The sequence below is a fragment of the Nevskia soli DSM 19509 genome (assembly GCF_000711955.1).
GTDB classification, from domain to species: domain Bacteria; phylum Pseudomonadota; class Gammaproteobacteria; order Nevskiales; family Nevskiaceae; genus Nevskia; species Nevskia soli.
This window is the reverse complement of sequence record NZ_JONR01000019.1, coordinates 1-17,144: the sequence shown is the minus strand read 5'-3', so window position 1 is coordinate 17,144 and position 17,144 is coordinate 1. Positions and strand designations below refer to the sequence as shown.

Sequence of the window (17,144 nt, the reverse complement as noted above, 5' to 3'; positions counted from 1 at the left end):
GCACATCGCGCGAATTGATTCGGGCCTCGACCAGACGGAACATCTTAAAGAGGCGCCGCATGACATCGATTTTCGTAGGAAACGGTCTTGGTTTGCTGGACAGCAGCCTGACGCAGCTCAACGGCTACGGCTCTGCGGGCGGCGGCGCGGTGGGGCGGGGCACGGACCTGGCCTCGGTCAACGCCGCCACCGGCGACCTGGTGATCCAGGACCAGGACGAATTCCTCGGCGGGATCGGGCTGGACGATACCCTCCTGCGGACCTACAACAGCCTCGGCGCCACTGACGGTGACAACAACGACGGCTGGCGCATCAGCGCCTACCGCAGCCTGGACCTGTCCCAGATCGGCACCACCCACGGGCCCATCACCCGCACCAGCGGGGACGGCCATGTCGCCACCTTCACCTACAACGGCACCGCCTGGATCGGCACCGAAGGCTCCGGCGCCAACGACACCATCACCCTGCTCGCCAGCGGCCCCAACGCCGGCAAATACCAGTACACGCAGGGCGGCACCGGCCTCACCGAGCTCTACGACCCCGCCAGCGGCCTCATCCAGTCCCAAAGCGACCAGAACGGCAACACCCTCAGCTATATCTACAACGCCGCCCACTACATCACCGCCATCACCGACCAGAGCGGCCAGGTCGCCTACCTGGACTACACCGGCAACAAGCTCGCCGACATCCGCCTGCATGAGCTCAAACCCGGTGTTACCACCCAGACCGCCGCCGACTACCAGGACATCACCCGCGTCCGCTACACCTACGACGGCCAGGGCCGCCTGTCCTCCGTCACCGTCGACCTCACCCCCGCCGACAACAGCATTGCCGACAACAACACCTTCACCACCGCCTACGCCTACGACGGCAACAGCACCCGCGTCAGCCAGATCAGCCAGACCGGCGGCGGCAGCCTCAAGATCCAGTACATCCAGATCGGCGGCCAATACCGCGTCTGGACCCTCACCGATGGCCTCAACCGCACCACCGAATTCCACTACGACACCACCAATCGCAAGACCCTGGTGACCGACCCGGCCGGCAACGTCACCGCCTACACCTACGACTCCGCCAACCGCCTGACCCGTGTCGACCTGCCCCCGGTCAACGGTACCGCCGCCAACCTGCAGTACGTCTATGACCCCAGCGGCAACATCACCCGGGTCACTGACGGCGAAGGCCGCATCGTCAACTACACCTACGACAGCCACGGCAACCTCACCCGCAGCCAGGACGCCCTGGGCGACACCGTCGACCGCACCTACGACAGCCAGGACCGCCTGCTCACCGAAACCCGCTACACCGTCGCCAGCTTGAGCGCCCCCAGCGGCGCCCTGACCACCCGCTACGTCTACAGCGCCGACGGCAAGGAAAACCTGCTTTACACCATCAGCCCGGAAGGGCGCGTCACCCAGTACCTGTACGACGCCAAGGGCGAACGCACCAGCAGCATCCTCTACCTGGGTGGTTTCTATGCCGCCGGCACCACCGTGCCGGCGGCCACCGCCGTCGCCAGCTGGATGAGCGGCCTGGGGCTGGGCCTGAGCCAGCGTACCGACAGCAGTTACGACCTCACCGGCCAGATCAAGACCGTCACCAGCTACAGCGCCACCAACACCGACGGCACCGGCGGCGGCGTCGCCAGCGTGCGCAAATACATCTACGACGCCAACGGCCGCCTGCTCATCAGCGTCGACCCGCGCGGCAGCAGCACCACCGCCGGCCAGCCCTACGTCACCAGCTACGTCTACGACGGCCTCGGCCGCCTCACCGCCACCACCGACGGGGCAGGGCGCGCCACCAGCATCGCCTACAACGACGCTGGCAACACCATCACCACCACCGCCCCCGGCGGCCTGCTCACCACCGCCGTCTACGACAACACCGGCGAACTCATCAGCGTCGCCAAGGGCAGCACCACCGTTCCCAACGAAGGCACCACCTACTATTGGTACGACGCCGACGGCCGCATCACCGCCCAGTCCGAGCAGACCCTCCAGCCCCGGACCAACACCGCCGTCCCGCGGACCTATTACATTTACGACAGTCGCGGCCGCCAGGTCGCCACCGTCAGCCCGCAGGGCACCCTGACCGAACTGGTCTACAACAACGACAACCAGGTCATCCGCAAGATCCAGTATGCCGGCCTGGTCAACACCGCCACCCTGGTCGATGCCAGCGGCAATCCCGTCCCCACCGACCTCGTCACCCTGCGCGGCGGCACCCGCGCCGCGGCTGGGCCGGCGCTGGACCTGGACCCCACCAACACCCCCATCCCCGGCCACCAGTACGAAGCCCTCTACACCACCGGCGGCGCCACCATAACCGCCGTTGGCAGTGGTCTCACCCTGACCGACGCCGACAGCACCGTCACGACCGTCACCATCACCCTCACCAACCGGCCGGACGGCGCCAACGAAACGCTGGCCGTCACCACCACCGGCACCAGCATCATCGCCAGCGCCTACAACAGCGCCACCGGCCAGATCACCCTGAGCGGTGCCGACACCGTCGCCCACTACCAGGCCGTCCTGCGCACCCTCACCTACAAGAACGCCCTGGCCACGTTTACCGCCGGCGACCGCGCCATCGACATCAGCGCCACCGACGGCACCAACCTCAGCAACCTCGCCACCGCCGTCATCCGCGCCGACAAGGCCCCGGTAGCGGCCAACGACAGCTACGCCGGCACCGAAGACACCACGCTCAGCACCACCGCCGCCACCGGCGTCCTGGCCAACGACAGCGACAGCGACGGCCCCTCCATGGTCGCCCAGCTCGTCACCGGTCCGGCCCACGGCACCCTGAACCTCGCCGCCGACGGCTCCTTCGTCTACACGCCCAGTGCCAACTACAACGGCACCGACAGCTTCACCTACAGGGTCACCGACGGTATCAACACCTCCGGCACCGCCACCGTCACCCTCACGCTCGCCGCTGTCGATGACGCGCCCGTCGCCGTCGGCGACAGCTACAACGCCGCCAAGAACCAGGCCCTGACCGTCGCCGCTTCAGGGGTCCTGGCCAACGACACGGATATCGACAGCGCCAATCTCACCGCGGTCCTGGTCACCAATGCCACACATGGCACCGTGGCGCTCAATACCAACGGCTCCTTTACCTATACTCCCAACGCCGACTACCTCGGCACCGACTCCTTCACTTACAAGGCCAGTGACGGCAGCCTGTATTCAAACGTCGTCACCGTCACCCTCAACGTCCTGGCCACCAACGTCCCCCCGGTCGCGGCCAACGACAGCTACAGCGCCACCGAGGACACTACGCTCACCGTAGCGGCCGCTGGCGTCCTCGCTAACGACTCCGACCCGGCCGGCCTCGCCATCACTGCCCAGCTGGTCACCAACGCCGCCCACGGCACCGTCACCCTCAATGCCGACGGCTCCTTCACCTATATCCCGAACGCCAACTACAACGGCACCGATTCCTTCACCTACAAGGCCTACAACGGCAGCGTCACCTCCGGCACCGCCACCGTCACCCTGACCATCGCCGCCGTCAACGACGCTCCCGTGGCGGTGAACGACAGCTACAGCGGCACCGAGGACACCACCCTCACCGTCGCCGCCGCCGGCGTCCTCACCAATGACACCGATATCGACAGCGGCAGCCTGACCGCCGTCCTGGTCACCAATGCCGCCCATGGCACCGTCACCCTCAACGCCAACGGCTCCTTCACCTACGTGCCGGCCGCCAACTACAACGGCACAGACAGTTTCACCTACAAGGTCAGCGACGGCAGCCTCTACTCCAACGTCGCCACCGTCACCCTGACCATCGGCGCCGTCAACGATCCCCCCGTGGCGGTCAACGACAGCTACAGCGGTACCGAGGACACCACGCTGACCGTCGCCGCCGCCGGCGTGCTCGCCAACGACAGCGACATCGACAGCAGCAGCCTCAGCGCCGTCCTCGTCACCAACGCCGCCCATGGCACCGTCACCCTCAACGCCAACGGCTCCTTCACCTACGTCCCCAACGCCAACTACAACGGCAGCGACAGCTTCACCTACAAGACCAGTGACGGCAGTCTCTACTCCAACGTCGCCACCGTCAGCCTCACCGTCGCCGCGGTCAACGATCCCCCCGTGGCCGTCAACGACAGCTACAGCGGGAGCGAAGATACGACGCTCAGCATCGCCGCCGCCGGCGTGCTGGCCAACGACAGCGATATCGACAGCGGCAGCCTCACGGCGGTGCTGGTCACCAATGCCGCCCACGGCACCGTCACCCTCAACGCCAACGGCTCGTTCACCTACGTCCCCAGCGTCAATTACAACGGTACCGACAGCTTTACCTACAAGGTCAGCGATGGCAGTGCCTACTCCAACGTCGCCACCGTCACCCTCAATATCGCCGCGGTTGATGACGCGCCGGTCGCGGTCAACGACAGCTACTCCGGCAACCAGGACACCACCTTCACCATCGCCGCCGCCGGCGTGCTCGCCAACGACACCGACGTCGACGGCCCCTCGCTGACCGCGCAGCTGGTCACCAACGCCGCCCACGGCACCGTCACCCTGCATGCCGACGGCTCCTTCACCTACGTGCCGACCGCGGGCTATTACGGCAGCGACTCGTTCACCTACCAGGTCAGCGACGGAACGCTCACCTCCAACATCGCCACCGTCTCCTTGTCCGTCGCCCATGTCGACCATGCCCCGGTCGCCAACGACGATTCCTATTACACTGGCTCCAGGACATTCGGCTCTGCGGCGCCCGGCGTGCTGGCCAACGATACCGATAGCGACCACGATCCTCTCACGGCGGTACTGGTATCCGACGTCGATGCCGGAACCTTGACTTTCAACAGCAACGGGTCGTTCACCTGGGTCCGCGGACCCGGGAAGGCGGTGGATACCTCGTTTTCCTACAAGGTATACGACGGTACTCTGTATTCCAATGTGACTACGGTACTGATCCAGTTCGATCCGGCCGGCACCAATGTCGTCGTTGGCGGTGGATCAGCTGCAGCCCACTCCCAATCGTCGCCCCAATCGCTGGTCACGGCACAATCCCTGGTGGTGCCCGGTACATCTGACCGGACCACCTACTACGAGTACGACGCTGCGGGCCGCCTGGCCTACACCATCGCCGGCTCCGACAGCACCCACTACAGCGTGACGGGGTACCAGTACGACGGCGCCGACCGCAAGACCAGCCAGACCGACTACGCCACCGTCCTGAGCAGCGCCCCGGCCGACGGCAACGCCGCAAACATCACCGTCACCGCCACGGCCAACGACCGCACCACCCGCTACTTCTACGACGGCGACAACGACCTCACCGGCGTCCTCGACCCGAATGGAAACCTCAGCGAAACCGTCTACGACGCCGGCGGCGAAATCAGCCGCAGCATCGCCTACGCCACCCCCATCACCGACAGCGCCCTGCTCGCCAGCGGCACCCTGGCCCAGCTGCGCGCCCAGGCCACCAACACCAGCGCCCCCGGCCACATCGCCGGCGACCACACCGGCACCACCTTCTACGACGGCGAAGGCCGCGTCCTGGCCAGCCTCGACGCCAACGGCTACCTGACGGCCAACACCTACGACGCCGCCGGCAACCTCCTCACCCAGACCGCCTACGCCACCGCCGTCAACTACACCACCCAGACCCTGGCCCAGCTCACCACCGCCGCCAGCGTCCCCGGCAAAGACCGGCTCATCACCTACCAGTACGACGCCCTCAACCGCCTCACCAGCCAGACCGACCCCGAAGGCACCACCACCACCTACACCTACGACAGCCGCGGCTACCTCATCGCCGAAAGCATCGCCGCCGTCGCCGGCACCGGCACCAGCCAGAACGACGGCCTGGGCCGCGCCGACAAACGCACCACCAGCTACTTCTACGACGACCTCGGCCGCCTCACCGCCACCCTGCTGGGCGTCGGCAGCACCGCCTACGCCGCCGCCACCCCCGCCAACCAGCCCGCCATCCTCGCCGCCGACGGCACCAGCAACACCTACGACGCCGCCGGCCGCCTCATCAAACGCGTCGAACCCGTCAACGGCAACGGCCTGGCCGCCACCACCTGGTACTACTACGACACCGACGGCAATCTCCTCTACACCGTCGACAGCGCCGGCGACGTCAGCGGCAACCAGTACGACGCCTTCGGCGACACCGTCAAAACCACCCGATACGCCGCCCGCATCAGCACCACCGGCCTCACCGGCGGCCTGCTCGCCGCCGACAGCGCCTTCACCACCGCCATCGCCGCCACCGGCTTCCAGACCAACCCCCTCAACCGCACCACCGCCTACACCTACGGCGACAACCGCGGCCTGCTCACCCAGACCATCCAGGACAACGGCGGCCTCACCGTCGCCACCGCCGAGGTCTACAACGCCTTCGGCGACCTGCAGAGCCAAAGCGTCGACACCGGCGCCAGCCACGGCGCCGCCGTCCGCTCCGACCTGTACACCTACGACAAGGACGGCCAGCTCACCCAGACCACCCGGGACAGCGGCGGCCTGGCCATCGTCACCGCCACCACCTACGACGCCTTCGGCCGTGTCCTGAGCACCACCCTGGACCCCACCGGCCTCAACCAGAAAACCCAGTACACCTACAACGACAGCCTCGGCCGCGTCGTCACCGTCACCGACCCCCTGCTCAAAACCACCGTCACCACCTACGACGCCTTTGGCCGCGTCCTCAGCCTCACCGACCGCACCGGCGCCACCACCACCTACGCCTACACCGACACCACCCAAACCCAGACCGTCACCGACCCCAGCGGCGACGTCATCACCACCCTCCACAACCGCCACGGCCAGACCATCCAGATCAGCGTCGCCAAGGCCGGCGTCACCGTCTCCACCACCACCTACACCTACGACGCCGACGGCAACCTCCTCTCCACCAAGGACGGCGACAACAACCTCAGCAGCAGCACCTACGACGGCGCCGACCTGCTGAGCACCAGCACCGACGCCAACGGCACCGTCACCCGCTACAGCTACGACGCCGCCAACCGCGTCCTCAGCCGCAGCGTCGACCCCAGCGGCCTCAACCTCGTCACCCAGTACGCCTACAACGCCTTCGGCCAGGCCTACCAGGTCACCGACCCCAGCGGCGTCATCACCCAGACCGTCTTCGACAACCTCGGCCGCAGCACCGCCGTCATCATCGACACCGCCGGATTGAAGCTGGCCACCACCTACACCTACGACGCCCTGGGCGACACCCTGACCCAGGTCGAAGGCCAGCAGGGCAGCTACAACGCCACCACCGGCGTATGGACCTACAGCGCCGCCCCCGGCACCGTCACCCGCACCACCCAATACGCCTACGACAAGCTCGGGCGGCGGACCAGCCAGATCGTCGATTACGGCAGCGGCAAGCTCAACCTCACCACCGCCTACGCCTACGACAAGGCCGGCAACCTGGTCAAGAAGACCGACGCCAACGGCAACCTCTGGCGCTACGGCTACGACGCCGACAACCGGCAGATCTACGCCGTCGACCCCCTGGGCGGGGTCAGCCAGAGCGACTACGACGGGGAAGGGCGCATCACCCGCAGCGTGCAGTACGCCGCCGCCATCAACACCGCAAGCCTCGCCGACCCGCCCACCGCCGCCGGCATCAAGGCCCTGCTGCCGGCCAGCCCCAGCACCACGGCCGACCGTATCAGCTGGAATATCTACGACGCCGCCGGGCATCTGAGCTACAGCATCGACGGGCTGGGGGAGGTCACCGGCTATGCCTATGACGCCGCCGGGCGGCTTACCGATACGGTGCGTTATGCCAACCGCATCGCCGTCACCAGCCTGACCGCTGCGCCCACCGCGCCTACCGGATTGACTGCCAACGCGGCGGATCAGCATAGCGGCACCGCCTACGACCTCGCCGGCCGTGTCATCTATACCGTCGATGCCTCCGGCGCCGTCACCAAGAACGGTTACGACGCCGCCGGCAACCTCGTCAGCGTCACCGCCTACGCCACCCGCACCACCGTCACCACCGCCAGCTACACCAAGGTCGCGCTCGATACCGCCGTGGCCGCCGCCGGCTTCGCCGACAGCGCCCACGACCGCATCACCTACTACGCCTACGACAATTCCGGCCGCCAGCGCTACACCCTGCAAGTCCTCGGCCTTGCCGGCGCCCAGTACAAGGCCGCCGTCAGCGAAACCCGCTACGACGCCGACGGCCGCGTCACCGATACCTATCGGTATGCCAACGCCATGACCGTGAACGCCGCGGCGCCCACCGAAGCCGCCATGGCCACCCTCGTCGCCGGCAACCTCAACGCCGCCGGGGACGAGCACACCCATGACAACTACGACAATGCGGGCCGCCTCGGCAGCGTAGTCGACGCCGCCGGTTACACCCAGTCATACACCTACGATGGCCTGGGCAACAAACTGAGCTACACCAACCAGAACGGCTACACCTGGAACTACGCCTACGACGGCGCCGGGCGTCTGGCGCTCGAAGTCGACCCCCTGGTCACCACCTACACCCTTGCCACTGGCGCCACGCCGGGCATCACCGTGGACGGCGGTGGACGCCGTGAAGCGACCCAATACACCTACGATGCCCTGGGTAATATCACCAGCCAGTCCAAGGGCAGCGCCGTCGGCACCGGCACCTACACCTTCACCGTTCTGAAGGACGCCACCAATACCTATCCCGACACCATCACCTACAACTACGACGCACTCGGCAGGCAAATACAGACCACTCAGCCCGTTGTCGGTGTCTACAGCGCCGCCAGCGATGCTAGCGGGCATTACGGCGCCGCGCGCACGGAAACAATGCTCGCGCTTTCCAGCACGACGTTCTACGACGCCCAGGGCAACGCCATCGTCGGCGAAGATGCCGCCGGCACAGGTGTTACCGGCAACTTCAGTTACAAGATATACAACGTCCTCGGCCAGCTGGCCTACGACATAGATGCTGAGCGCGGCGTCACCGCCTACAGCTATGACGCCTTCGGCAACCAGACTGGTGTCACCCGTTACGCATCTTTCATCGACCAGACCAACACCACCACCGGCGGCGGCAGCAGCCTCGCTACCCTGGAAGCCACTCTGCGCACCACCCCCAGCGCTGCCAACGCCGCCGCCGCCCTGGCCAAGGCCAAGGCGCTTGTCGGCATTCTGAGCAGTGCCAATGCCCGCACCATCACTACCGCTTACGATGCTCTCGATCGCAAGATCCAGGTCACCCAGCCGGCTGTGGACTACTACGTCCCCGTGGTCGGCGGCAACGCCCTGGACGACCTGGCACAAGGCTTGGCGAAAGCCAGCCCGACCACGCTCTATACCTATGACGCCTTCGGTGACTTGCTCTCGCAAAGCACCCTGATCAAGCCTCAACCCACGGGCACCCAGCCCAATGTCCAGTCCTATCCGGCGGACTGGGCCACCGCCTATTACGGCTACGACAAGGCCGGCCGGCAGACCGATAGTCTTGATGCCCTGGGCTACTACACCCGTAACACCTACGATTCTTTCAGCAGGCTCACCGACACCATCCAGTACGCCAGAGCGCAGACCGTTACTGTGACCGGAGGCGTCGCCAACTTCACCGCCCTGACGCCGGTAACAACACCGGTCTCGGCCAACAATGCTGCCGGTTACGACCGCGAAACGGCTTACCAGTACGACCAGCTCGATCGCCAGACCGTCAAGACCTCGGTCGGCGTGCAGTACGCCCAGCTCAACGGCACTGCGGTCGCCAACACCACCGGCAACCTCTCCCAGATCACCCAGTACGACGGCGTCGGCAACATCGTCGCCGTCACCGATCCCAGCGGCGCCATCACGCGTACCACCTACGATGCGCTTGGCCATGTCGTCGCCGTGTCGGCGCCCACCCGAGCCAGCGTCGGCCCGGACTCCGCCGTCACCATGCGCTCGGTGGGCATGCAGTATTCTCTCGACGACATCGTCTCCGGCAACGCCACCCGCCTCGACGTGCAGTGGGATTCGCTCGACAACTGGGGCACCGGCAACGTGGTGGTCAGCGTCACCTACGAGAAGCAGTACTGGCTCAGGGGGGACGTTGCATACGACACCAAGACTGTCACCGAGACGAACACCCTGGCCGCGGCGGTCGGCGACGACGGCATCTCCATCTCGCCGCCGGCAATCGACGGCCACTATAGCTACGTCATGTCGGTGGACAGCATCACCGTGCAGAAGTACGTCGGCACCACCCTGGTCACCGTGTACGACAGCAGCAAGCCTTCCTCGATGATCGAGATCGGCAGCATCCCCTCGAACGTCGCATCCTTGCAGTTCCAATACCAGGCAACGGGCTCCACCACCTGGCAGTCGCTTCCCGCCGCCGTCAAGGCCGGCAACTTCTGGCAGGTGGATTCACACACCCTGGCCGCCGGCAGCTACAACTACAAGCTCACCGCCACCGATTCCGCCGGCCATGCCGTGGTGCTGCCCGGCGGCCCGGCGGACGGCACCCTCTCCGGCCAGCTGCGTGTCTATCCCGCCAATGGCGGCACGCCCTACATCCAGGCCACCGGCGTCACGAGCCTCGACTCACCCCTGACCACCTACGCCTACGATCTGCTCGGCCACCAGGTCAGCAGCACCAGCTACGCCAACGGCGGCGCCATCAGCGGCAGCACGGTCACCATCGCCGCGCCGGACGCCGCCAACGACCAGACCAGCTACAGCGCCTACGACCTGCTCGGCCGCGTCATCTCCAGTTGGGATGCCGCCGGCAAGCAGCAGCAGAATTCCTACGACAAATTCGGCAACTTGGCGCGCACCTGGCGTACCCAGACCGACGTGCTCGGCCCCGCTCTGCAGCAGGTCACGCTCTACGCCTACGACCGCAACGGCCGCCAGACCGAAACCGATATCGTCACGCGCAGCGCGCTGAACACCAACTACGCCTTCGACAAGACCCAGTCCGCCTTCAACACCTTCGGCGAGCAGACCGGCAAGGACACCGTCGAAGCCGTCTATACCTCCACCGGCACCTTCGTCTCCGGAGACAGCCGCGCCGCCGCGGGGACCGTGCTCGGCACCTACCGCGAGGTGTATTACTACGACGATGGCGGCCACCTCTGGCAGACCGACCAGGGCGGGGTGGACACCGTCTACCGCTACGATCTGCAAGGCGATACCACCGCCAGGATCGTCGTGCCGTTGCAGCTTGCCAACCAGCAGACTTACCAGACCACGGCCGGGCAGGCCTACGACCCCACGCAGCCCTACGTCTCCGGCCTGCTGAGCGCGCCCTCGCAAGTCACGGCCATCACCGGCCGCATCGAAACCGACACTGCGTACGACGCCCTTGGCCGGGCCGTGCAGGAGAGCGATCCGCAATTCACCCAGGACGCCCCCACCGCCAACGACGGCAGCGGCATCAGCCTCGTCGTCACCGCCGATCACCGCCTGCTGCTGACCGTTCTCCCCGGCATGGGCCAGACCTTCAACAGCGGCGCCGTCACCTACACTTCGAGCGCACAGAGCGGCACCCTGGTGCTCACCGCCGCCGGCACCAACGTCTGGCAGATCGGCATGACCGACGCCGCCGGCCACGCGCTCAGCGGGGCCATCAGCTACAACTTCAGCATCGCCCAGAGCGCCGCCGGCATCACCCCCACCGCCAGCACTGTCGATGGCGCCATCGTCCAGGCCCTCAACACCTACGCCGGCACCTTCACCGTCAGCGCCGGCACTCCCGGCAACGTCACCGCCCCGGCGGCCGGTATCACCATCACCCCCATCCGCACTGAAACCCTGGACCGCTGGGGCAACGTCCTGAGCGTCACCGACCCGCGCAACAGCGCCTGGGCCACCACCTACCGCTACGACTACCTCAGCCACCAGACCGTCCAGACCCTGCCGCAGGTCGACGTCCTCAACCCCCTCACCGGGGCCAGCAGCCTGGCCAGCCCCACCAGCACCAGCTACTACGACGCCCGCGGCCTGCAGATCGGCAGCACCGACGCCGACGGCCACACCGTCACCGAGCTGTACGATGCCGGCGGCAACCTCGTCCAAACCTACAACCCCGACGCCGGCGTGGTCACCGACACCTACGACACCCTGGGCCGGCGCATCGCCGACGAAGACGGGCGGGGCGACATCACCGTCTACGGCTACGACAAGCTCAACCGCCTGATCCGCCAGGAAACCCTGGACGTCTACGACATCAACGGCAACCACGTCGACCCGGTCCTGTACTTCACCTACGACGAAGCCGGCAACCGCACCAGCGCCAGCGACGGCATCACCGACAGCGGCGGCAACGCCGTCAACCTCACCCGCTACCGCTACGACACCCAGGGCCGGGTCGTCGCCTCCATGACCCCCCTGGCCGGCACCAACTACGCCAGCATTTACAAGACCACCTTCAGCTACGACGCCGAAGGCCACGAAACGTCCACCACCGACGGCGACGGCAACACCCAGAGCTGGAGCTACGACTACTTCGGCCGCGAGCTGACCCACACCGACCTGGGCGGGCACAGCGTCAGCGACCAGTACGACGCCTGGGGCCGCCTGTCCCACCGCGCCGGCAGCGGCCAGGACCTGACCTACGCCTACTACGCCAACGGCTGGCTCAGGAGCGAGCAGGAAAACTTCAGCGGCGCCGACTCCCGCCTCACCCTCTATCGCTACGACGCCGCCGGCAACCACATCCTCGAGCGCTACAGCGACCTCGTCACCGGCCAGTCCTGGCAGGACACCCGCATCAGCTACGACGCCGAAGACCGCGTCTCCCAGGTGCGCGACGACCGCTACGACATCGCCTACGCCTACGACGCCGTCGGCAACCGCGAGCACACCGCCGTCCAGGACCTTGCCGACCCCACCCAGCCCGCCAACACCGGCACCGTCACCCACCTGGACTACTGGTACCAGTACGACGGTATGAACCGCCTGACCCTGTCCCAGGGCAGCCTGGTCAGCGGACAGATCGTCATCGGCAGCGCCGGCACCGCCATCGCCTACGACCTGGGCGGCGAGCGGCGCATGACCACCTTCGCCCAGAGCTACACCAGCTACGACTACGACACCGCCGGCCGCCTCGTCGCCGTCCACCTCGACACCGCCCCCAATGGCGGCGCCCCCGACACCGTCTACACCTACGACCAGGCCGGCCGCCAGACCAGCGCCGAAAGCTACGCTAACCAAGGCCTCCAGCCCGAAACCGGCCGCATCGCCAAATCCTTCTACAACGCCAACGGCCAGCTCATCACCGAAAACCAATACACCGACGACGGCCTCGGCCATCTCAGCCTGCAAACCCGCGTCCGCTACTCCTCCAGCACCGCCAGCGACAGCGACACCCCCAGCATCGCCAGCGACACCGGCTACTACGACGGCGCCGGCAACGCCACCCAATACACGATGCACAACACCCCGCAAAACTACGACAACACCTACCAGCTCACCTACGCCCGCTATGCCGGCTACCAGCAGCAGAGCGAAACCGCCACCACCAACTACGTCCCGCCGTCCGGCAGCTACATCCCCGGCAACAGCACCGAAACCTTCGACGCCTACGGCCACCTGACCCAGGTCCAGCTCAACTACGGCAGCGCCCCCACCCGCGGCTACATCGTCGACGCCGGCGGCCACATCCTGCAGCAGACCTTGTACAACGCCAACGGCAGCCAGAACGCCCAGCAGAGCTACTACTACGTCCACGGCGCCGCCGTCGGCAACGCCGGCAACCTCGTCGCCGGCATGGCCGACGCCACCGCAACGGATGCCGCCGTCAACCGCGGCGAAACCCCCAACACCCCCCTGGGCCAGACCCTGCTCAGCGACGCAACCTTCGCCGCCGGAGCCCCGGACCCCACCCAGCAGACCACCGCCGGCCCCGGCCAGTACCTGGTCCAGTCCGGCGACTCATTACAAAGCATCGCCACCGCCGTATGGGGCGATTCCAGCCTGTGGTACCTGATCGCCGATGCCAACGGGCTGACCGGCAATGGCGATCTTGTAACTGGCCAAAGCCTGACCATCCCCAACCAGATCGGCAGCCTGCACAACAACGCCAATACCAGTGCGCCGTACAACCCGCAGAAGATCCTGGGGGATATCGGGGCCCAGCCGAACTATGTGCCGCCGCCTAAGCCGCAGTGCACCCAGGGCTCCATGATCGTCGGCGCCATCGTCGGCGCCATCGTCACCTTCTTCACCTGGAACCCCGTCCTGGGCGCCGCCGTCGGCAGCGTCGTCCAGCAGGACACCTACCTGGCCGCCAACGGCCAGCTCAGCACCGGCAAACTGTTTTCCGCCTGGGCGCTCACCGGCGGCGACCCGCTGATCAGCTCCAAGTACGCCAGTGACGGCAAATTCAGCATCGGCGAAGTCGCCATCGCCGCCGGCGCGGCAGCGGCCACCGCCGCCGTAGGCGGCGCTGGCGGAGGGACCGCGACCAGCTCCATCGGCTATGGCGTAGCGGCCGGCATCACTGGCAACGCCGTGCAGCAGCTGGGCGACATCGCCATCGGCCACCAGAAAAGCTTCGACTGGGCCAGCCTGGCCGGGGCGGCGGTCGGCGGCGGGGTCAGCGGCGGCGTGGGCTTCGACCTCCAGAAATACGCTGGTTTCAGTAGGCTTGCGGCGAGCACGGTCAGCTCCGTCGTCGGCGGTGTGGCCAGCAGCGAAACGCAGGTCCTCGTCAACGGCTACGGCCACATCAACGTCGCCGCCATCGCGGTCGATGCCTTCCGCAACCTGATCGGCAATCTGGCGCAGCAGGAAGAGCAGACCACGCCGGGCGAGAAGCTCCCCTCCCTGGTCTCCGGGCAGGATATGTGGGGGAACAGCGGTATCAACTTTACGTCGGGGGAGGGGATCGATTCGAGTGTGGATTTGGGGCTGGGGGATACAAACACCATCGGAGCCGCGGCTGTGAGCTCGTCGTCAACGGGCGATGGCTATATCGCCGGCTGGGATGGCGTGTCGTATGGCTCGCCGGGCGGCAATGGTGGTCAACCTCAGAGTCCGGCTCAGTACTATCTTGGCGACGACGGCAATATCCATCCCTATGGAACGTATATTGGCTCCAATCCACCCGCTGTCCCATCTGACTTGGTGGTCCCTGCAGGAGTTGGAACTAATGAGCCGTTTACGGCGCAGCCACCGGCGGCCGGTAGTGGAACAATGTATGTCGATCATCCCGATGATACTCAGACACCGGTCGCATCGGGGGTGACGGTCAATGGACCGAAAGGAGGTTTCCTCAGTACGCTGGCGCACCAGCTTTCAGATGGGGAGTTTGGTGAGGCTGGGCACACGATTTATAACGAAGCGGCATCAGGAGTCCAGGCCGTTGGGAATTTCTTCGCGCAGGGCAATCACGCGTCGGTGATTCAGACGCTGACTTATATGCTCTCGCAGGTTGATCAGCAGAAGATGCCGATACAGGTCAATCCGTCACAGATTGCGGTAGGTTATGTCGGCGAGGGGCTCAATGGGATTCAGCAATTTGCCGCGGGCAGCAGTCCGGCATTCGATCCCATGGAGATGCGCGGAGCTGGCATTTACAAGGGACTCACTGGCCATCAATTGCCGGGGTATATTGATCCGATTCAGGCGGGGATGAATGCCGCCAATAACGCCGCGCAAAATCCGTGGGTTGCCATCAATACTCCCGATCGCCAGCTTGGCGCTACCGTTTTCGACATACAGGCTGTTGCCGAAGGAGCGAAGGGACTCCTTACTTTGGGGGTGGCGGGGGTCAAGTCAGTTCCTGGACTGATCAGTCGGCTAGGTAAGAGCGAAACCACCAGTGCACTTTCTAACATTGGAACTGGGGCTTCCGCGACAAACAACGTTGCAGCTGACTCTCTTGGGCCTGCATTCGGGGGGATTTATATCCGGCGGATAAGTTAAAACAGCTTGTGCCGTATCTGGAAAAGCGCGGGATATCTGTATATGGCACACAGGGGAATCCACGATTCCTAGCCCGTGCAGACGGTACTGGAATAATGGAGCTGCCAGAAAATCCGACTGCGCTACAGGTTAAGCACGAGCTTTCCCATTACCTTGATTTCCAGCAGCTCGGATACGATGCCTATCGAGATCTTGGGCGGTATGGTCGTGAAGCTTCCGTACTTGAGCGCCTTCAGCAGAACAGGATTTGGGATCAGCTGAATCCTGCCGAACAGGACTTCTCGGTAAACTACGTTGAACGGCTACGCGTTGAGGCGCAATCGAATGGACAGTAAAGAAGCAATCGGCGTTGCAAGCACGTTCCTCGACGGCAGGGGAATCGGGTATTGCGAGCCAATAAAAGTGTTCCCGAAAGGTGAGGAAGGCTTTGTGGTCATTCTCACCGTACCCGAGGCATTGGATCCAAATGTAGTTGTTGATCCTCCGGAAGTACGAGTGCTGGTGTCAATAATTGGTCGAAAAGCTGAACTGTTGCCGGATATGTAGTAGCGACAAACAGTGGTGCGCCTACACTGGTTACGCGCAGTGTGGGCAACAACAGCGTGGTCTACACGTTAGACGCCAACGGCGACACCCTCTCCGCGTCGGGTAACCTGCAAGAGTATTTCAGCGGCGGCGTTCGGAGTTCTGCGGAAGTGCAAGCCCAATCTAATGCTGCAGCAACAGGGTTGGTTACCGACCAGGGTGGCCACATCGTTGGATACCGCTTCCTTCCGGAGCAGGGGGATATCAACCTGTTCCCGCAGGACGGCAACTTCAACATGTCGGCCTTTAAGACTATCGAGAATGACTACGCTCGATACATCGACCAATAAGGATACCTCAGGGACAGACCACAATTAAATCCTGAAATTTTCCGATTGGTGGAAATGATTGTGCTCGGTCCCCGGTCGCTTATCGTTGCTTCATCCGATGGGTATGGACTCCTCCCCCTTCTAAGTAACGGCATCTAAGTGCCAAGCTGGAATTGCTGAGGTTCCGGCTAACGAAGAGAGAGGAGTCCGACATGGAGATTACCGTTTTCTCGGTGGATTTGGCCAAGAACAAGTTCCAAGTGCACGGCTTTGATGCCCGAGGCGAAAAGCGGTTCGGCAAGACGCTCAAACGGGACCAGTTCCTGGTCTTTTTCCGCGGCCAGACGCGAGGCGCCCAGGTCTTGATGGAGGCTTGCGGCGGCGCCCACCATTGGGGCCGGCAGCTGATCGAACTGGGTTACCGGGT

At 65.2% G+C, this 17,144-nt stretch carries 4 protein-coding genes and 1 pseudogene; all 5 read left to right on the top strand.

The annotated features are described in order from the left end of the window. Positions 1-59: 59 nt before the first annotated feature. Positions 60-15,863: a tandem-95 repeat protein gene (locus BP26_RS30870; RefSeq protein WP_157572483.1), complete on the top strand. Its 15,804-nt coding sequence runs from the start codon at positions 60-62 to the stop codon at positions 15,861-15,863. Positions 15,864-15,958: 95 nt separating this feature from the next. Then, a complete protein-coding gene (locus BP26_RS0110965) occupies positions 15,959-16,198 on the top strand; it encodes a zincin-like metallopeptidase toxin domain-containing protein (protein WP_029920626.1) in 240 nt (79 codons plus the stop codon). Beyond that, complete coding sequence (locus BP26_RS29445; protein ID WP_157572482.1) at positions 16,188-16,409, top strand: hypothetical protein; 222 nt, start codon at positions 16,188-16,190, stop codon at positions 16,407-16,409. Before BP26_RS0110965 ends, BP26_RS29445 begins: the two co-directional genes overlap by 11 nt. Positions 16,410-16,450: 41 nt before the next feature. Next, positions 16,451-16,738 (top strand): DNA/RNA non-specific endonuclease, encoded by a 288-nt coding sequence (locus tag BP26_RS0110960; protein WP_169740689.1) that lies wholly within the window; start codon positions 16,451-16,453, stop codon positions 16,736-16,738. Positions 16,739-16,929: 191 nt separating this feature from the next. Further along, positions 16,930-17,144 (top strand): annotated as a pseudogene (locus BP26_RS0110955) (IS110 family transposase); the annotation flags it as partial.

Coding starts and splice junctions, on each gene's coding strand:
- BP26_RS29445 (WP_157572482.1), top strand. CDS start 16,188: ATGGACAGTAAAGAAGCAATCGGCGTTGCAAGCACGTTCCTCGACGGC.
- BP26_RS30870 (WP_157572483.1), top strand. CDS start 60: ATGACATCGATTTTCGTAGGAAACGGTCTTGGTTTGCTGGACAGCAGC.
- BP26_RS0110965 (WP_029920626.1), top strand. CDS start 15,959: ATGGAGCTGCCAGAAAATCCGACTGCGCTACAGGTTAAGCACGAGCTT.